The sequence below is a fragment of the Lachnospiraceae bacterium genome (assembly GCA_022794035.1).
Taxonomy (GTDB): Bacteria; Bacillota; Clostridia; order Lachnospirales; family Bianqueaceae; genus CALWPV01.
Genome location: JAAWDX010000009.1, coordinates 84,621 through 103,858, shown reverse-complemented (window position 1 = coordinate 103,858; position 19,238 = coordinate 84,621). Strand labels below are relative to the sequence as shown.

The following is a 19,238-nucleotide window of genomic DNA, read 5'->3' as shown; positions in this document are numbered from 1 at the left end:
TTAATCCGCTTTGTTTCAATACATAATCCTTAATTTCTTCATAAGTGGCTTTGTTCTCCGCCGCCGTCAAATCAAATTCATCCATCTCTAATTCCACATTAATATGCTTCAACTTATTTGATTTAAGTTTTGAAAGCAACACGATACTTTCCACATGCGCTGTCTGCGGAAACATGTCCACCGACTGCACAGCTTCTAAATGATAATTTCCCTGATGGCATACTAGATCCAAATCTCTTGCCAGAGTAGCCGGATCACAGGATATATAGATCAGCTTCTGCGGCGCCATCTCCAATATAGTGCGCAGCAGCGCCTCCTCACAGCCTGCCCGCGGCGGATCCACCACCATCACATCTGCCCGAATTCCTTTCTCTTTATAAAGCGCAGGGATCACTTCCTCCGCTTTTCCTACATAAAACTCTACATTCTCCAGCTGATTAAGACGCGCATTGATCTTGGCATTTTCAATCGCCTCCGGCACGATCTCCACGCCATACACCTTCTTCGCCTTTTGCGCTAAAAATAGAGAAATCGTGCCGATCCCGCAATAGGCATCCCACACAATCTCATCGCCAGACAGATCTGCCAGTGCCAGCGCCGTATCATATAAGCAAGCCGTCTGCCGCGGATTCACCTGATAAAACGAGGCCGGAGAAATCTGAAACCTCAGATCTCCCAGATGATCCTCTATATAGGGCGTTCCAAAAAGGACCTCTGTCCTTTTTCCTAAAATTACATTGCCCCTATCCTGATTGAAATTCACACAAAAGCTGCTTACCTGCAGCCGCTGCATCAGCGCAGTCCACTCGGCCTCCTGCTCCAGCCGCTTCCCATTGATTACCAGACACACACTGATCTGCCCTGTCGCATAGCCTGACCGGATCAGCACATGGCGAATCTGCCCCTGATGCGTATTCTCATCATAGACAGAAACCTCCCTGGCTCTCATAAATTCTGTAATCTCAGCAATCAGCTCATTCGCCTTTTCAGACTGCAGCTCACAATCATACACCGGAAGCAACCGATGGCTGCGCGGCGCAAAGAACCCGGCATGGATCGTTCTGCCCTGCGGCTGCGTAATTTTTTGTACCGGAAACTGTGCTTTATTACGATAGTGCTGCCAGCAGCCCTGCGGCATGCCAAACGTCTCTTTGGCTAAACCCCTCTCTATCTCTTCCGCTGAAAAATGCCCGATGCGCTCGAGGACTTGCTTAACCTTCTCCCGCTTATACTTAAGCTGTCCCTGATAGGACATGTGACTGAGCTGACAACCGCCGCACTTTCCCGCCAGCGGGCAGGAAGGCTCTATCCGCTCTGGCGATGCGTTTATAAGGCGGCTAAGCTTGGCGAAGGCAAAATGCGGGCGTACCTGTACAATGTGCGCCTGAATGGTTTCGCCCGGAAGCGCTCCTTCTACAAATACCGTAAAGCCTTGAAACCGTCCAATGCCTTCTCCTCGGCTTCCCAGATCCTCAATGGTAAGCTCGATATCCTGGTTTTTTTCTACCGGAGCCTTTGCATGTGGTTTCATAAGCCTGCCTCATTCGGTTTATAAAAGGTACGCCCTAAGATGCGGTGATAGGCCGTCCAGCTTCCCTCGCTATGATCCATTTCTACGGCGTCCTCCACCTGCTTTAGCTTGGAATCCGTCAGATCTGCCATATGCAGAATCATCGCGTCGAGGCTAGAGGGCACCTTGGGCGAACCGAATTCGAGTTCGCCATGATGTGACAAAATCATATGCTCCAGCTGCATGAGCAGCCCCGGATCTAGCTCCGCGACCATGCTTCCCTTTTCATGCACCATCATGTAGCCAAGTGCAATATGTCCCAGAAATTGCCCTTCATCGCTGTATTCATTCAGGGGAAGCGGCTCAATCTCACGCAGCTTGCCAATGTCATGAAGCAATGCACCTGCCAGCAAAAGATCTGCATTCGTCCCCTGATAGAGGCTGCCCAGATAAGAGGCGATCGCAGTGACAGACACCGTATGCTCCAAAAGACCGCCGATATAATTATGATGCACACTCTTGGCGGCAGGATGCTTTTTGAGCTGCTCGATCAGCGCCGGATCATCTGTATAAAAGCTCTGTACCAGTTTCTTTAAGCCTATGTCGTGAATCTGCCCTATATACTGCTGCGTGCGCTCATATAAGTCCTGTACCGGCGTTCTGGCTGTCCGAAAATAGCTTCCGACCTGATACTCGCTCTCCTCGCTGCGGCGAATCCGTGTGACGCTCAGCTGTGGTATTCCCTGATAGTTACCGACTACTGCATCTACCTTTATGATATCGCCGCGGTCAAACGGCTGAATCTGCGGACCGATCTCCCAGACCATGGCATTGATCGAGCCCGTCTTATCCTCCAGAATCAGTTTATAATAGTTTTTACCATTGCGGGCCATCATCATCTGCTTATCCTTACACAGATAATGCTCGATCACATGCTGCCCTTCTTTAAGCTGCTCAATCCATTCCATATATGCCTTCTCTCACTTTCTTCCCGTAGAGTCTTTTTCTGCAATTTTCACAGTCAAACTCACCGTCTGCGGCTGATCCTCCTGATAGCCTCGCAGCACCTCAATCGTAGCGGTATCGCCGATTTCTACTTCTTGGATCGCAGCCGTCAAATCATCAAAGGTCTCGATGGTTTTATCATTAAAGGTCAAAATCACATCGTACACCTGCAGACCCGCTATAGCGGCAGGTCCTCCGTCTACCACAGAAATGACAATTACGCCGGATACAATCTGATATTCAGCGGCAAAATTCTGATATCCTATTACATTGGTTCCCGTAATGCCAATATAAGGACGGCTAACCTTGCCGTAATTGATCAGCTGCTCCAGAACCGGCTTGGCAATGTTGGACGGGATGGCAAAGCCCATTCCCTCTACTTCCGTAGAGCTGATCTTTGCATTGTTAATACCGATTACCTCGCCCCGACCATTGACCAAGGCTCCTCCAGAATTTCCGGGATTGATTGCGGCATCCGTCTGCATCAGCGTCATGGTCTGACTAACATTGGTCTCTTCATCTACAAAAGTAACACTGCGCTCGAGTCCGCTGATAGCGCCTGCTGTGACTGAATTGCCAAAGCGTTTGTCGACCGGGCTGCCAATGGCAATGGCCAGATCGCCAAGACGCATCGTACTGCTGTCACCTAAGGTCGCAATCTTAATCTGATCATAAATGCTTTCCGGCACATCCGACTTTTTGATATAGATCACAGCTAGATCCGTGTCAGCATCAGCCCCCTGATAATATGCCTGAATGGTGGTTGAATCATCAGAGCCTGCGATAATGCTCACATCAGAAGCCTCTGCAATCACATGATAATTGGTAGCAATATATATTTTATCGCCCTCTTCTCCTATGATCACACCCGATCCCAGAGATTCAGCCTTATAGCTCTCAAAGCTGCTGCCGTAGGAAATACTGATGATAATGGTAACCACTGATTTGCCCACATCCTCCGCAATATCGGATACGGATTCATAGGATGAATTTTGCACAGATTTTAAATATCCCATATTTTCTTCGTTTGTACTGGCCTGCGGCAGTACAAAATTGCCGCTACCTCCCGGCTTTTGCAGCAAAAGCGCGCTTATCTTCACACCGGCAATCACAGAAATCAAAAAAGCAAAGGAGCAGACCAGTGCAATGGCCACTTTCCATCCGTTATGCTTTTTCGGTCTGCGCATAGGCGGCATTGTGGGCTGGTTTCCCATATAGGGCGTATAATACGATGGTCTTTGCTGATACCGCGGCTGTTGATAAGAATAAGAGGCTCCCGGCTGCTGATAGGGATAAGCGCCCGGCTGTCCTTGCTGCGGCGGCTGAGCGCCAGGCTGCTGTGCGCCTGCCTCCTGCCTCTGCCCTTCATTTTGAGGCATCTGATTCATATTCTGCTCTTCCATGTCTTTCTCCCTTCTATTCAATATACTGCTTATTTTTTCTCAACCAGATTATACCGATAAGCCAGCGGAAGCGTAAAGGCAAACCGTGTGCCTTCTCCCTCTTTGCTGCGCACCGTAATATCTTCATGATGATTCAAAATAATTTGCTTCACAATCGCCAGACCGAGACCGGCTCCCAGCTTATTCTTGCCTCTGGATTTATCTCCCTTATGGAAGCGTTCAAAAACATGCGGGAGCGCCTCCTCGCTGATTCCGCTGCCCGTATCAGAGATGACAATATAAGCCTTTCTTGCTACAATGCTGGTCTCTACCGTGATCGAGTCGCCTTCTTCCGTAAATTTGAGCGCATTATCTAAAAGATTATAAACAACACGCTGAATCAAATCCAGATCCGCATTCACAAAAAGCTTTTCCTGAATAAACTGAAACTGCATTTGTATTTTTTTCTCTTCGATTCTCTGCTCCAAGCTTAACGCCAGCTTAACAATCATTTCATTGACATCGAAATTGATCAGATGCAGCTCAATCTGTCCGTTTTCCATTTTAGTCAGATCCAGCACATTATTCGTCATTTTGGTCAGACGGTTCGCTTCTTCCAGAACAATCGACAGATATTTAGTAAACAGCTCTTCTGGGATCGTACCATCCAGCATCGCTTCTACATATCCCTTAATTGAGGTAAGCGGTGAACGAAAGTCATGAGAAATATTAGCAATAAAATCACTTTGCAGCGTATCCACTGCCTGAAGCTCTTTGGCCATTTCATTAAAGGACCGCGCCAGCTCTCCCACCTCGTCATGAGAGGTAATATGAATTTCCTGAGAAAAATCTCCCTTAGTAATCGCTTCAGCTGCCTTTTTCATCTGGTTAACGGGCTCCAGAATATTATTGCTCATCAGAAATGTAATCAACGTTGCTGCCAGTGACACCAAAAACAGGGTGATCAATACCATTTTAAAGATACCGGCCGTAGTCATGGAAATATCATCCAGTGCTACATGCAAAAAGACGGCTCCCTCTTTGCTGAGAGAGATCATCCCCGTTTCACTGCCCATCGGAAATGGCACATTCTCCAGATAGCTTTGCTGATAGCCAAGCGAAATGGTCTGTCCATAAAAGGCTGTGGGAAATGTATTTAAGGTAAATCCAATATTGTCTCCCTCTACAACCTGTTTCACCAAATACTTCTCTGCTGCTGTCAGCGAATTAAAATCCAGATTTTCTACTTTATTAGTCGTACTGCCAAAGGGATGGATGCGCACCGTATTTTCATCGATCGGCGTGCAGATCCAAATATTAATATCAGATGCCTGAGCGGCCGTTTCCAAAATGGTCTGCGCTTCTGCTTCTGTCCGAAAATCCTTTTCTGTCAAAACCTGTGTGATGATTTCTCTTGTCTTTTCCAGATCCTTTTTCTTTTCTGCCAAAAAATATTCATTAAAAACCATGGGCAGTACACAGGCTACAACAACTAAAATTACAATAAGAAGCAGTACGTATGTCCCCATCATTTTTACTCGGAGAGAAAGGAAGGATTTGCCTTCCTTTCCCTCTTTTTGTTTATGCGTTGACTTCAAATTTATAGCCTACTCCCCAAACCGTTTTAATGCTCCACTTTGTATGTTCTTCCTCTGAACCAAGCTTTTCTCTGATGCGCTTGATATGAACATCCACCGTTCTGGTATCGCCATAGTACTCATATCCCCATATCTGATTGAGCAGCTGTTCTCTGGTAAACACCTGATTGGGATGCGAAGCTAAGTAAAACAAAAGCTCCAGCTCTTTAGGCGGCATCTCCACATTTTCCCCGCAATAGCTGACGGAATAATTAGAAAGATTGATCGTTAGATTTTCAAAAGAAAGCTTCTTTGCATTACTTTCTTTATTTTCCAGCCGCCGCAGCACGGCCTTCACACGCGCAACCAGCTCCTTAGTATCAAAGGGCTTGACCATGTAATCATCTGCTCCCAGCTCCAGACCTAAAACCTTATCAAACGTCTCTCCCTTAGCTGTCAGCATAATAATAGGAACCGTACTGTTTTTTCGTACCTCCCGGCAGAACTCATAGCCGTCCATTTCCGGCATCATAATATCTAAAATGATCAAATCCGGATTAAATGACTGCACCATGCGAAAGGCCTCTTTGCCATCGCCGGCCTTCTGCGTTTCATATCCTTCTTTTGTTAGATAGAGGGAAATCAATTCTGCAATATTGCTTTCGTCATCTGCAATTAAAATCCGCTGCTTTCCATTCATGGCTCCTGCCTCCTTCTCATTTGCGTTTTTTAATCTCCACTACGGTTACGCCTGTATCTCCTTCCCCAAGGGTCCCCAAGCGGTAGGAGGTCACATGCGCCGCTTTGCGCAAATATTGATGCACCGCCTTACGCATTGCGCCCGTCCCTTTTCCATGAATCACTCTGATTTGCGGCATTCCGGCCAGATACGCGTCATCCAGATATTTATCCAGCACACTGATCCCCTCGTCTGTCAGCATCCCGCGCAGATCCACCTCTAAATGAATCGTCTGCGCCTTTGCAAACGAACCCGCCGAAATAGCGGATGCCTTAGACTTTTCCTTTCTGGGCTTATCCTCCGGATCCAATAAAATGCGCTCGATCTCTTCCGGCTTAATCTGCATCTTCATGATGCCAGCCTGTACTGTTATATTGCCACGATTATCCGGCCTTGTCAACACACTGTATTCCTGGTCAAACCCAGTGAGCTTAACCTTAACGCCCGGTACCAGCTGTTTTATATCCAGTGCCTTTCTCGGTGCTGCATCCGGCCTATAGAGCCTTTCCTCAGCCTCATTCACCTTCTCCCGCAGATGGACGCGCTCCTTTTCCAGCGCCCGCATATCCACGGTCTCGCCCAGCTGAATCAATTTATTCATTCTGGCGATCGTCTGATCTGCCTCTTCTTTTGCCTGACGCAGCGTTTCACGTGCCTCCTGCTGCGCTTTCTCGAGAATCCGCTCCTTTTGATGCTCCAGCTTAGCTTTAGCAGTCCTGGCTTCTTCCTGAAGCACCGCCAGCTCCTGCCGCAGCGCCTGGATTCTTCCCTGTTCCTCCTCGATCTGCCTTCTTCTAAGCTCCATATCGCTCATCAGATCTTCAAATTTAACATCATTGCTCTCCAGCAGCTCTTTGGCTTCATGGATAATTTCATCGGTAAGCCCCAGACGGCTGGAAATCGCAAACGCATTGCTCTTTCCAGGCACGCCGATCAAGAGCCGGTAAGTGGGACGCAGCGTATCCACATCAAATTCGCAGCTAGCATTCTCAACCCTCTCCGTGGATAACGCATACACCTTTAATTCGCTGTAATGGGTTGTAGCCGCCGTCAATATGCGGCGCTGCCGCAAATTTTCTAAGATTGCCTGTGCTAATGCAGCTCCTTCAGTGGGATCCGTACCCGCTCCCAATTCGTCGAAGAGTACCAAAGACCACGGCGTCACCTGCTCCAAAATCTCTACGATATTGACCATATGAGATGAGAAGGTGCTTAGACTCTGCTCAATGCTTTGTTCATCTCCAATATCGGCAAAAACATGATCGAGCACAGATAATTTAGGGCGGTCTGCCGTTGGAATATGCAGGCCGGCCTGTCCCATCAGCGATAAAAGCCCCAATGTCTTTAATGTAACGGTTTTTCCGCCGGTATTAGGACCTGTAATCACGAGTGAAGTAAAGTCTCCACCTAAGCGAAGCGTAATCGGCACTACCTTTTTAGGATTCAGCAATGGATGCCTTGCCTGCTTCAGCTCTATGATTCCTTGTTCATTCATCAGTGGCTTAACTGCATTCAGCTCGAGTGCCAAACGGCCTCTGGCAAAGATAAAGTCAAGCTCTGTAAGTAGCTCAAAGTTTGCCATAAGCTCCTCATGGTGCTGATGCACCAGCTGGCTCAGCTCGCGCAGGATACGCTGTACTTCCTCCTGCTCCTGAACCATGAGCTCTGTGATTTTATTATTGGTTTGTACGACAGAAAGCGGCTCTATAAACAGCGTAGAACCGCTGGCCGACTGATCATGCACCATTCCGTTCACACTGCTTTTGTATTCTGATTTGACCGGAAGGCAGAACCGCCCGCCCCTCATTGTAACAACCTGATCCTGCAGCATCGCCTTATAGGTGCTGGAATGAATCATATTTTGCAGCTGGCTGCGGACCCTCTCCTGCTGTATATGAATTTCCCGGCGAAGATTATGCAGCTTTGTACTGGCATTATCGCTCATCTCTTCTTCACTTAAAATGCAGCGACGCACCTCATCCTCCACCTCGCGCACAGGCTGCAGGCCTGCAAACATAGGATCCAGATTTTCAAAGCTTCCGGTTAAGTTATTTTCACGTTTTCCATATGCTTTGATTTTTTGCACCACATACAGAGATTCTGCCACATCTAAAAGCTCCTTCATGCCCAGTATGCCACCGATCGCCGTCCGGCCGATGGCACTGCGAATATCATGAAGACCGCCAAAGGAAGGCGTGTTTTTGATCAGCAGATACCGAAGTGCTTCATCAGTTTCCTGCTGCCATCTTTCAATTTCAAATAAATTAGTAGAGGGTCTAAGCTGACGACACTTCTCTTTGCCTGCCTCAGAAGCAGCCTTTTCCGCCAGCTTTTCAATTACTTTATTAAATTCAAGTTTAATGAGTGCTTTTTCATTCATAAGATTGTCTTTTCTCCTTTAATACAGAAAAAGACCGTATTCTCTATGATTCCTTATTCCACATACTCACAGCTTCTAAGCTCTCCCGTCTCCTGAAGACCCGTAAAGTTTTGCTGACGCAGCGCCTCATACAAAACAATAGCCACGGAATTAGACAGATTCAATGAACGAAAGCCGGAGCCCATGGGAATCCGAACACAGGTCTCCTTGTGGTGCGCCAGAATACTTTCCGGTATACCCGCTGTTTCTTTACCAAACATAATATAATCCTGCGGCCCATACTGCACCTGCGTATATACGTTCGGCGCTTTTGTTGTGGCCATAAAAATCTTAGCTCCCGGATTTTTTTGCAAAAACTCTTCATAGCTCTCATAAATGTGCAGCTCCAGCTGGTCCCAATAATCCAGCCCTGCACGCTTTAGATGCTTTTCATCCAGAGAAAACCCCAGCGGTTTAATCAGATGCAGGGGCGTATGCGTACATGCGCAGGTTCTGGCAATATTTCCAGTGTTTTGCGGAATTTCCGGTTCATGTAAAACAATGTGCATTTTTCACTTCTTCCTTATCTGCAGAAAATCAAAGCCTATTGACAAAGCTTTCTATCCGGTCTAATGCTGTTTTAAGCTCTTCCATGCTGTATGCATACGATACACGGATAAAGCCTTCGCCGCTGCCCCCAAAGGCAGACCCCGGTACGACGGCAATACGCTGATCATATAAAAGCTTGGAGCAAAACTCTTCTGAACTCATCCCATACTGCTCAATACTGGGAAAAACATAAAAAGCGCCAAAGGGCTCGAAGCATTTCATTCCCATCTGCCGGAACCGGCTGACAACAAAACGACGGCGGCGATTGTATTCTCTACGCATAGCCGCCACCTCAGCATCACATGCTCTTAGCGCGTTGATCGCCGCATACTGACTGGTTGTAGGCGCGCACATAATCGCAAATTGATGAATTTTAGTCATCTGTTCAATTAAACTGACAGGCCCCATCGTATATCCGAGACGCCAGCCCGTCATAGAAAAGGCTTTGGAAAATCCATTGATAACCAAGCACCTTTCACGCATGCCTGGCAGTGACGCCAGCGATACATGCGGCGTATCCGTATAGGTCAGCTCAGCATAGATCTCATCTGTAATGACAAATAGATCATGCTCCTGTACAAAGCTTGCAATCGGCTCCATTTCTTGCTTGGTCATGATCGATCCGGTCGGATTATTGGGAAATGGAAAAATTAAAATCTTGGTTTTATCCGTAATCTGTTTCTCCAAATCCGAAACCGTCAGTTTAAAGTCATTTTGCGCCTGCAGCGGCACCGGAACCGGGGTTCCTCCTGCCAATGTCACACAGGGAATATAGGAAACATAGGAAGGCTCCGGAATTAAAACCTCGTCCCCTGCCTCCAGCATGGCCCTGAGTGCCACATCAATCGCTTCGCTTCCTCCAACCGTAATTAAAATCTCATGAATAGGATCATATGTCAAACCGTATTTGCGGTAGGAATACGCTGCTAACTCCTGCCGCAGCTCTTTTAAGCCGGCATTCGCCGTATACACTGTTTTTCCCTGCTCCAATGAATAAATAGCTGTTTCGCGGATGCTCCAGGGTGTATCAAAATCCGGTTCTCCGACGCCAAGCGATATCACATGATCCATTTCTGCTGCGATATCAAAAAAACGCCGAATCCCAGAGGGCTTGATCTTCCGTACAACAGGACTTATAAAATCTCTCACGGTGAAACAATCATCCTTTCATCTCTCTTTTCCTGCTCCATAAAAATACCATTATCCTTGTATTTTTTCAAAACAAAATGGGTTGCCGTGCTGGTTACTGGATCTAGCACAGCCAAACGCTGACGCACGAAAAGCGCTACCTCTTTCATCGTCCTGCCTTCTACAATCACGGTCAGATCAAAAGCCCCTGACATTAGATATACGCTAGAAACCTCCTCAAACTCATAAATGCGCTTGGCGATTTTATCAAAGCCCTCGTCCCGCTGCGGAACTACCTTTACCTCTATGAGCGCCGTTACCCGTTCATCATTGGTTTTATCCCAGTTGATCATCGTATGATATCCAGCAATCACTTTTTCATCTTCCATTGCTTTCATTTCTTTTTCAATCGTATCTTCTGATTCTCCAAGCATAACGGCCAAATCCTTAACGGAGACCCTGCTGTCTTTTTCTAGTACTTCTAAAATCTCTTCACGCATGTTCTTTCTCCTATTTTATTCCTGATCCTGTTCAGGCGCAGCGGAGGATTCCTCCGGTACCTGCGATTCTTCCGGTGCCTGTGACTCCTCCGGCGGCTGTGATTCTGCCGGTGGTGTACTCGACTCTTCCGGTGGCTTGACCGGCGTTGTTGGCGTTGTCGGAGTTGTTGGCACCGTCGGGGTTTCCGGCTTTGCCGGTCCTACCTTCACTTTATCCGGCGTAGCCATATAAGAGCTGGAATTAAACCATTCTGTTTGAGTGGTCCCATTCTCTGTTACTGTCTTATACACATCCACTTCATATCCGGTATGCCCCTCCACATAAAGCACACGCTGGCCCGGGGCTAATGTAGCATCTTCCTTTACCTCTTCCTTAGGCTTATCAATGACCCGTGTAACCACATAATCAAAGCTAACGCTGCGTGACGGATCATGAATCTCTGTACCATAAATGGATGCGCCGATCTCTCCGCCGCCGCACCACATGACAATATAAATGGGATGTCCAGAGGTATTTTTAAACTTAAAATCAATATACCCCTGTGCAACTGTTGCATCCAGCCCCATTGGAACATAATCAGAGGGGAAGGAATGGCAGTCCCTTTCTACAATTTCCAACTCGGCACGAATGACAGCATTATACAGAGTCGTACTCACCTGACAAAGACCGCCGCCGAGTCCCGGCACATACTCATCGCCCACAATCACGCTGGCCTCATGATATCCATTTTCTACTGTAATCGGCGCTACTGTATTATTAAATGACAGAACCTCATCCGGCATTAGGATAGTCCCATTCACCTTACTGGCTCCTGTAATCAGATTCTGCTCACGTCCATAATTGCTGGTGCTGTAATATGTGCTGTAAGTACCAATTCTATCATGAATGGAAGATAATTTTTCGGATGTTTTTTCCGGAAGCACTTCGTCCATTACTGGTGTAACTGTTTGATTATTTTCTCCATGAGAAAGTGCTTTTTGAAGCTCTTCCATTGTTTTCTGTCTATTTAAAATCAAGCCCTTTTTCTCTGCAGTAACAGAAAACTCACTTCCATTTGCCTGAATGACGGCATCAACCGGCTGCACTTCTACTTCCTTCGCAACTGTATCTAAAATTGCCGTCAGCTTTGTTTCGTCCAGTACAACACTGAGCGACATATCCTCTGCCTGATTTTTCAGCTTTTCAATCACCTGTCTGCGCTGCCGAAGATCTCCGCTGCGTCCGATTGCATAAGCCTGCTCAGCCATTGTTTTAGCATCGGCCGCTGCTCCCAGCTCTTCAAAGGTATAGGTCCATTTTTTGTCCCCATATTGGAGCGTGACCTTATTCCCGTGCAGCTCGCCATCAAGAGCTTCCTCCAGTGCGGCTTCCGCTTCCTGCTGCGTCATACCGCTTAAATCAATTCCCATCACCTTAACGCCGGGATAGATCGTATTCACATTTAGCTCCTGCTCCATCTCTTTTCCCAGCTTCCACAGATTTTGATACATCAGCTCCTGCCGCATTTCTCCGCTGGATGTTCTCTGCTTTATACCACAGATGATAGCAATCATTATAATCAAAGCAAGCACGCCCGCAGCAGCTGCTGCCATCCATTTTTTACGATTCATCTTCAATTCCATCATTCCCTCCAAATATATATACTTAATCTAAAAAACTAAAGTTAAAAAGTTAAAATCCCTGCGCGATTTTTGTTTCCCTTGTGCAAAGGCGGCTCAAGGGCTTGATTAGCCTAAATTACCTTGCCGCCTTTATTATACCATAGTGATATCGGAGTTTGCTGCAAAGCAGCAAACTCATAAGGCGGCTCAGGGTCTTGATTAACCTAAGTTGTCTTGCCGCCTTTATTATACCATAGTGATATCGGAGTTTGCTGCAAAGCAGCAAACTCATAAGGCGGCTCAGGGTCTTGATTAACCTAAGTTGTCTTGCCGCCTTTATTATACCATACAATTCCCTTTCTCTCAAACCTTTTTATCTGCTGCCTGTAAAGAATTAACGTATGATTTGTAAACTTTTTATTTCCCTTAAAAATCGGGAAGGCTCCATCCCCAAACCGTCATAGCAAGATAGCAGCAAATGCTTCCTTGCTCTTGTCATTGCTACATAAAGCAGTCTCCTTTCTTCTTCCAAATCTCCTCCTTGGATCGCCTCCTTTCTCGGGCACTGTCCCTCTACCAGCCCCGCTACCCAGACTAAATCAAATTCCAGCCCTTTTGCTCCATGCATCGTAGAAAGAAAAACCTTTCCTGCCTCCTGCTTCTTTCGCATCTGCCTCCATACCTGCTTCCATTTCAGGCCTCTCTCTTTTCTTTTTCGGCCCACATAGGTTAAGTAGTCCGTCTGCAGCAGCCAGTACCAAAATGCTCTCTGTTTTGTCAGTTTTTTCCCTTTTTCTAGTCTTCTTTCCAGCTCTGCAATTTCTCTTCTAATCTCTGCCTCCATTGGCTGCTGCTGCAAGGCGCTTAGGATTGCCTCCCCCTCCGGGACTCTTCTCCAATTTCCTGCATACATCAATTGTTTAATCCATTTTATCATCCTTTGAAACGCCTGCCTGTCTTCCGGGTGCCGGCTAAGCCGCCAAAAAACTTCCAAATCCCGCTTTATCAGTAATTCATCATAATCTGCTCTAATCAGCTCCTCCCGGCTCTCATAAGGAATCCCTGCCTCCTCAAGCGCCGCGCCAATCCGGCATAGCTGTGACTGCGTTCTGCATAAAACCGCCATTTCCCGATAGGGGATTCCTCGGTATTTCATCTTCTCCAGCTGATTTCGAATCCGTTTTGCTTCTTCCTTTTCATCCTTAACAATATAGAGTTTCACCTCTTCTCTCATAGCTGGATCACAGGGCTCTATAGACTTATCAAATCGCTTCTGATTATACCGGATCAGCTCCTGTGCCGCCCTCACAATATGAGCCTGACTGCGGAAATTTGTCGTCAGATCGATTCTATGACAATCAGGAAAGTCCTTTGCAAAATGAAGAAAAAGCTCTGGTTTTGCTCCGCGAAACGCATAGATGGCCTGATCCTCATCTCCCACCACAAAAAGGTTAGGCGCTTCCGGCCTCACCATGCGGCGAACAATCTGATACTGCTCCAGATTGATATCCTGAAACTCATCAATCAATACATAATCATATTCCTTCCAGACGCTATGCTTTCCTATTTCTTTCAAGGTTAACTCGATCAAATCTTCAAAATCCACCAACGCTCTATCTTTCTTCATTCTCTGATATTGCTGCCATGCGTCCCCCTTGTCCATTAAAAAAGCTGGGACATCTTTCATGTCCCAGCCCATCTCATGCCAAAGCTGCTTTTCCAGCGCCTCGTCCAGTATTTGAGTTTTCTCCGTTAAAACCTGCCACTTTCTCAGCCACCGATAGAAAACAGAGTGGAAGGTCCCAAACATCACTTTTGCAGCCGCTTCCTCTCCTGCCAGTTTAGCAAACCGCTGCTTCATTTCCTCAGCTGCCTTTCTAGCAAAGGTAATCACCAAAATTCGCTCCGGCTTTGTTTTCTGGATCAACGCATATACCCGCTGCGTCAGCACGGTCGTTTTTCCGGATCCTGGTCCTGCTACCACCAGAACAGCTCCCTCCGTCCGCTCAATAGCTTCTCTTTGACTCGGCGTCAGCATGCAATCTCCTTTCCCCTCCGTACATCATAAATCATTTTTTCCTCAACAGGGATACCCGTCGCATTTTCCAGCGCCTTTGCATATAACGCCAGCTGAATCTGGTATCCAGCCAGCCGCTTCTCACTTAACTCATAATCCGTTTTATAATCCACCAGAATCCATCCGTCTTTTTCTCTAAAATAGCAATCTATCATTCCCTGAATCATCATCGGCTGCTCTCCGCCTCCATAGCCCATTTCAGGTGCCAGCTCAGCAAGCTCGGAAAGGGATAGGCTCATAATAAAGGGCTTTTCCAGATGAACCTCCTCTACAGAACGGATTCTTTGATACAAGGCAGACTCTGCAAACTGCAAAACCCACCTTCTATTCAATAGGTCCTTTTCTTCCTCACTGATCTTCCCCTCCTGCAGCAATCTATCCAGTTCTTTTTCCAGTGTCTGCGCATTAACCATACAGTCCCAATTCGCCTGTGCCATGACTGCATGAAATGCCGTTCCTCGGTCCGCTCCCCCGGCCTCTGGTTTTTCTCTTTTCTCCTCTTGCTCCGGCGCCAGAAAAAACGCCTTCACTTCCTCCGTTTCCGCCTCCTGATCTCGCCCCCTCTGGCTTTTGATCTGGGAAACAGACAGCCTTACCGGAATCCGGCTCTGGTTCTCATAAGGATAGCGCCAGTCAAACTGCTCCCCCAGCTGTTCGGCCGTACGATCCGCTGTTTCTTCTTTTCTTATCTTTATGTCTGCCTGCTCCTCTGTTATTTCTGAGGGGTGCCAGACGCGATATAAAATCGCCTGCCCTTCCTTGCTCTGCACGATCCTTTCTACCCACTCCAAATACGTGCGTGCCTGCAAGGCCTCCCGCGGCGGCATCTGCCACTGCGCCGAAATTTTCGCTGTGCTCTGCCGTTCCTTTCTGGTCCCCACCAGCCACAGCCTGCTCTGCGCTCTTGTCATAGCCACATACAGCAAACGCATTTCCTCTGCTGTCATCTCCCGAAGCAGCTGATGCTTTAAAATTTCCGTTGTCATCGATGGATACCGCACATATCGTTTACTATCCATCACAGCAGCGCCAATCCCCAGCTTTCTATGCAGCAATATCTTACTGTCTGCATCCTTGGTATTCCATTTTCTTCCCAGACCAACCACAAAAACTGCCGGAAACTCAAGGCCCTTGCTTTTGTGAATTGTCATGATCCTCACCAGATCCTCCTCTTCATTCAGCGTTTTGGCCTCTTCCTGCGTTTTCCGGTATTTATCCAGCTTTTCTACATAGCGTAAAAACTGATATAATCCGCTGTAAATTCCCTTCTCAAAGGCAATACTTTTTTCAAGTAATAGATCCAAATTGGCTTTTCTGATGCTGCCCTCCGGCATGGAAGCCGCATATAAATAAAACCCGGTTTCCATATATAGCTTCCAGAGGAGGTCATGCACCCGGTTTACGCTTGCCATATCCCTCCAGATATCTAATCGCTTCAGAAAATCAACTGCCTTTTGATGACATGCATCGGCCGCTTCCTGAGCACAAAAGCTTAGCAGCGCATCATAAAAATCAGCTTCCGGCGCTGCAAGACGAATCCGCCCCAGCTCTTCCTCACTCATCCCGACAATCGGAGAATATAAAACGCCCATCAGCGGAATATCCTGCCGCGGATTATCAATTATATGCAGCAGGTTCATCATGGTCCGAATTTCCTGTGTATCATAAAAATTCTCCGAGCTTTCTGCATACACAGGAATTCCCTTACTCTCCAAAACCTTTTTATAGATCTCTCCCTGCGCGCTGACTGAGCGCATCAAAATCACAATATCCCGGTAGTGCAGTCCTTCCCTGACCAGACGCAGGATCTCTCCCGCCACCAGTCTGGCTTCCTGCCCGCTCTGCTCCCGACTATCCAGCTCTGTCTCCGTCTCCAGTACCCAAAGCGCAGGAATTTTACTTTCCTTATTTTCCGGCCTTGCCGGATACAGCCGCTCCTCCTGCCCATACTCCAGCTCGCCGCTTTCCTTGTGCATCAGCGCTTCAAACACAAAATTAACCGCCTCCAGAATCGGCCTTTCACTGCGGAAATTTTGCCCCAGCACCAGCTTCCTCGTATGCGGAGTTTTGCCATAGGTCTCATATTTAGTCAAAAACAGCGAGGGATCCGCCTGCCGGAAGCGATAAATACTCTGCTTAACATCGCCCACCATAAACACATTGCAGGCCTGTCCATTCTCATCACAACGCGCAATCCGTTCAATAATAGCCTCCTGCAGGGGATTGCTGTCCTGATACTCATCAATAAAAATATATTGATACCGCTCCCGCAGCTCAGCCGCCGCAGCCTCCTCCTGCAAAATTCGCAGCGCTCCATGCTCAAAATCCGAAAATTCCACCAGATTTTTTTCCTGTTTGGCCTTTCGATACGCCTGATCAAAGGCTGCAAGCACCTCTTTCATTCCCCGCATGGCGGGAAAGGTCAGCGTTTCCAGCCTTGACACGGCCTCCGGAGCCCAGTAGGTATCGTGCAGCGTAGCTACCTGTGTAAAGGCCTTTTTCATTTGGCTGATCAGATCCTTCATCTCCTGCTGCGCATCCGGATCCTCTTTGAAAGCTGCATAGCTCATTCTTGGCCAGGCAATTTGAGAAACCGCTTTGGCTTTTTCCTCTATCTCTGCAGCCTGCAGTACCGATGCGACGGCCAGCCGCAAATTTTCTGCCTGCTTTCCGGCTCCCGCCGCTTCAAATTGCCGCACGGCGGCTTCATGCAGGGAAAATGCGGCGAAAAGCTCCTCCTCTATCTGCTCAACTGCCAGCTGCTTCCAGATATTTTCTCCGTTTTCCTTCCAAGAGGCCGGATTCATCTGCTCAACCGCGCGGGTAAGCCATTCCATCGGATGCGGGTCATTTTCCATAAATGCATATACCTGCAGCAACAAATCCTCTATTTGACTATCCTGCCGGCTGCCTCCATAGGCATCCATAAAAGTTAAAAAATCCTCGCTTTGCTGCGAGAGCTGCGGCGCAAGGGCCCTCGAATAAAACCTTTCCAGCACTGCTGCCAATACATCCAGCCGCAAAAGCTCCATCTCGGTCTCGTCCGCAACACGAAAACCCGGATCCAATTCGGGAATCCGGGTAATATACTCCTGCAGGATCTGAAGACAGAAGGCATGGTTTGTCATAATGCTTGCCATGGACAGACTATGGTACTGCTCCTCTAAAAATGCATCCTCCGGCCGCTCTTCCAAGGCCTGCTGTATCCTTGCTTCTATTTTTTCTTTCATCTGCCGGGCCGCCGCATTGGTAAAGGTAAGCACCAAAATACGGTCCATAGAGACCGGATCCTGGCTGCGGAGCGCCATCTGCGCGATCCGCTCCACCAGCACAGCCGTCTTGCCGGAGCCTGCCGCTGCTGAGACCAGCAGATTGCCCTCCTTATGATCAATCACCGCCTGCTGATCCTGTGTAAATTGAAATTCCATTCGTTTCTCCGTTTTTATTTCTGCCTCGCTCTCATCTGATTCAGATCTTCTAAAAAGGAATCCAAATCAGCAAATTCACGATAGACCGAAGCAAAGCGAATATAAGCCACCTTATCCAGCTTCCACAATCCCATCAAGACCTTTTCACCGATTTCATTGGTAGGAATCTCTTTATTAAAGGAATTGAAAGCGGCATTCTCAATCTCATCCGCCAATTTTTCAATTTCCTGCAGTGAAGTCTGTCTCTTATGACAGGCTCTTAAAATCCGTTCAATCAGCTTCTCCCGATCAAACGGCTGACGGCTTCCGTCTTTTTTGATCACAACCAGCGGCATCGTTTCTATTTTCTCATAGGTTGTAAACCGCTTTTGACATTTTTCGCAGGTTCTTCTGCGCCGAATCGTGCTGCCATCCTCTGACGGTCTTGAATCAATGACTCTCGTATCGTCATACCCGCAAAATGGACATTTCATCGTATGCTCTCCTTTGTTTATTCTAAATTAGATAACGTCTGCAGATGATGATGCTGTGCAATCGCATCGATCTCTGCACTAAACGCCCGAATTTTATCTACCTCATTATTTCTGACCATTTCTAAAATTTGCTGCTGGGCCTCCTGCATCGCAATCCGTTCACTATTAGCATAGATACTCTGAATATTGTTCAGCACATCGCTGACCAGCGTCGCTTTCACCTTAAACTTCTCCTGCGCATCAATGATCTCTTCCCGGATGGCTGACATCTCCTTATCCATTTCAAAAGATGCTTCCGAAGCCTTCTGCAGACGCTCTCTCACATCAGTAGGAAGCTCTCCGCGATATTTATAAGAAAGAGAATGCTCTATCGTCGACCAGAAGTTCATGCCCAATGTTCGGATCTGAATCTCAGCCCGCACTGTTTTCTGCCCAAACACGGTATACACCGGATAGTTAATAATAATATGATAGCTTCGATAGCCGCTTTTTTTGCGGTGCGCCACATAATTCGTTTCCTCTGTGATCTCCATATCCTTTCGGTTTCGAATTAAAGCAACCACTCGTTCGATATCCTCTACAAACTGGCAAATAATCCGAATACCGGCAATATCCGACATTCGATCCTCCAGCTGTTCAAAAGGAATCTGGTTTTTCCCCATTTTTTCTAAAATACTGCTGATACTTTTAACCCGTCCCGTTACCAGCTCTACCGGAGAATACTTTCCTAAATTCCGATATTCCAAAATGATGTTTTGAAATTTAACCAGCAGCTCCTGCACTGCCTGATCATACGGAATTAAGAACTTCCGCCATTCCTGTATTTCCATTGCTTACCTCTCCTATTAC

General features: G+C 47.3%; 14 protein-coding genes. All 14 read right to left on the bottom strand.

The genetic code is table 11. From position 1 onward, the window contains the following. Nucleotides 1-1,531, bottom strand: a 1,531-nt coding sequence (gene rlmD, locus HFE64_08265) for a 23S rRNA (uracil(1939)-C(5))-methyltransferase RlmD (protein MCI8633451.1), incomplete at its 3' end; no start/stop codon positions are given. Beyond that, on the bottom strand, nucleotides 1,528-2,478 hold the full coding sequence (locus tag HFE64_08260) for an HD domain-containing protein (GenBank protein ID MCI8633450.1): 951 nt from the start codon (nucleotides 2,476-2,478) through the stop codon (nucleotides 1,528-1,530). The genes HFE64_08260 and rlmD, both read right to left, overlap by 4 nt. A 12-nt stretch (nucleotides 2,479-2,490) precedes the next feature. Then, nucleotides 2,491-3,918 carry a PDZ domain-containing protein gene (locus tag HFE64_08255; protein ID MCI8633449.1) on the bottom strand — a complete coding sequence of 476 codons (1,428 nt, stop codon included), beginning with the start codon at nucleotides 3,916-3,918 and terminating at the stop codon, nucleotides 2,491-2,493. 29 nt (nucleotides 3,919-3,947) lie between these two features. After that, nucleotides 3,948-5,429, bottom strand: coding sequence for a HAMP domain-containing histidine kinase (locus HFE64_08250; protein MCI8633448.1), 1,482 nt, complete (start codon nucleotides 5,427-5,429; stop codon nucleotides 3,948-3,950). Nucleotides 5,430-5,478: 49 nt separating this feature from the next. Beyond that, nucleotides 5,479-6,174 carry a response regulator transcription factor gene (locus HFE64_08245; protein MCI8633447.1) on the bottom strand — a complete coding sequence of 232 codons (696 nt, stop codon included), beginning with the start codon at nucleotides 6,172-6,174 and terminating at the stop codon, nucleotides 5,479-5,481. A 16-nt stretch (nucleotides 6,175-6,190) separates the two neighbouring features. After that, entirely contained in the window at nucleotides 6,191-8,593 is a 2,403-nt protein-coding gene (locus tag HFE64_08240; GenBank protein ID MCI8633446.1) for an endonuclease MutS2, read from the bottom strand. A gap of 53 nt (nucleotides 8,594-8,646) precedes the next feature. Continuing rightward, complete coding sequence (trmL, locus tag HFE64_08235) at nucleotides 8,647-9,141, bottom strand: tRNA (uridine(34)/cytosine(34)/5-carboxymethylaminomethyluridine(34)-2'-O)-methyltransferase TrmL (GenBank protein MCI8633445.1); 495 nt, start codon at nucleotides 9,139-9,141, stop codon at nucleotides 8,647-8,649. A gap of 28 nt (nucleotides 9,142-9,169) precedes the next feature. Then, a complete protein-coding gene (locus tag HFE64_08230; GenBank protein ID MCI8633444.1) occupies nucleotides 9,170-10,330 on the bottom strand; it encodes an aminotransferase class I/II-fold pyridoxal phosphate-dependent enzyme in 1,161 nt (386 codons plus the stop codon). Beyond that, on the bottom strand, nucleotides 10,327-10,809 hold the full coding sequence (locus tag HFE64_08225; protein MCI8633443.1) for an Lrp/AsnC family transcriptional regulator: 483 nt from the start codon (nucleotides 10,807-10,809) through the stop codon (nucleotides 10,327-10,329). The genes HFE64_08230 and HFE64_08225 overlap by 4 nt, the downstream gene beginning before the upstream one ends. 15 nt (nucleotides 10,810-10,824) lie before the next feature. Continuing rightward, a complete protein-coding gene (locus HFE64_08220) occupies nucleotides 10,825-12,432 on the bottom strand; it encodes a hypothetical protein (GenBank protein MCI8633442.1) in 1,608 nt (535 codons plus the stop codon). 373 nt (nucleotides 12,433-12,805) lie between these two features. Then, nucleotides 12,806-14,449 carry an ATP-dependent helicase gene (locus HFE64_08215; GenBank protein ID MCI8633441.1) on the bottom strand — a complete coding sequence of 548 codons (1,644 nt, stop codon included), beginning with the start codon at nucleotides 14,447-14,449 and terminating at the stop codon, nucleotides 12,806-12,808. Then, a complete protein-coding gene (addA, locus tag HFE64_08210; GenBank protein MCI8633440.1) occupies nucleotides 14,443-17,916 on the bottom strand; it encodes a helicase-exonuclease AddAB subunit AddA in 3,474 nt (1,157 codons plus the stop codon). The genes HFE64_08215 and addA overlap by 7 nt, the downstream gene beginning before the upstream one ends. A 14-nt stretch (nucleotides 17,917-17,930) precedes the next feature. Beyond that, nucleotides 17,931-18,389 (bottom strand): transcriptional repressor NrdR, encoded by a 459-nt coding sequence (gene nrdR, locus HFE64_08205; protein MCI8633439.1) that lies wholly within the window; start codon nucleotides 18,387-18,389, stop codon nucleotides 17,931-17,933. A gap of 17 nt (nucleotides 18,390-18,406) precedes the next feature. Beyond that, nucleotides 18,407-19,219, bottom strand: coding sequence for a GTP pyrophosphokinase family protein (locus HFE64_08200; protein MCI8633438.1), 813 nt, complete (start codon nucleotides 19,217-19,219; stop codon nucleotides 18,407-18,409). Nucleotides 19,220-19,238 lie beyond the last annotated feature (19 nt).

Coding starts and splice junctions, on each gene's coding strand:
- HFE64_08260 (MCI8633450.1), bottom strand. CDS start 2,478: ATGGAATGGATTGAGCAGCTTAAAGAAGGGCAGCATGTGATCGAGCAT.
- HFE64_08255 (MCI8633449.1), bottom strand. CDS start 3,918: ATGGAAGAGCAGAATATGAATCAGATGCCTCAAAATGAAGGGCAGAGG.
- HFE64_08250 (MCI8633448.1), bottom strand. CDS start 5,429: ATGATGGGGACATACGTACTGCTTCTTATTGTAATTTTAGTTGTTGTA.
- HFE64_08245 (MCI8633447.1), bottom strand. CDS start 6,174: ATGAATGGAAAGCAGCGGATTTTAATTGCAGATGACGAAAGCAATATT.
- HFE64_08240 (MCI8633446.1), bottom strand. CDS start 8,593: ATGAATGAAAAAGCACTCATTAAACTTGAATTTAATAAAGTAATTGAA.
- trmL (MCI8633445.1), bottom strand. CDS start 9,141: ATGCACATTGTTTTACATGAACCGGAAATTCCGCAAAACACTGGAAAT.
- HFE64_08225 (MCI8633443.1), bottom strand. CDS start 10,809: ATGCGTGAAGAGATTTTAGAAGTACTAGAAAAAGACAGCAGGGTCTCC.
- HFE64_08220 (MCI8633442.1), bottom strand. CDS start 12,432: ATGGAATTGAAGATGAATCGTAAAAAATGGATGGCAGCAGCTGCTGCG.
- HFE64_08215 (MCI8633441.1), bottom strand. CDS start 14,449: ATGCTGACGCCGAGTCAAAGAGAAGCTATTGAGCGGACGGAGGGAGCT.
- addA (MCI8633440.1), bottom strand. CDS start 17,916: ATGGAATTTCAATTTACACAGGATCAGCAGGCGGTGATTGATCATAAG.
- nrdR (MCI8633439.1), bottom strand. CDS start 18,389: ATGAAATGTCCATTTTGCGGGTATGACGATACGAGAGTCATTGATTCA.
- HFE64_08200 (MCI8633438.1), bottom strand. CDS start 19,219: ATGGAAATACAGGAATGGCGGAAGTTCTTAATTCCGTATGATCAGGCA.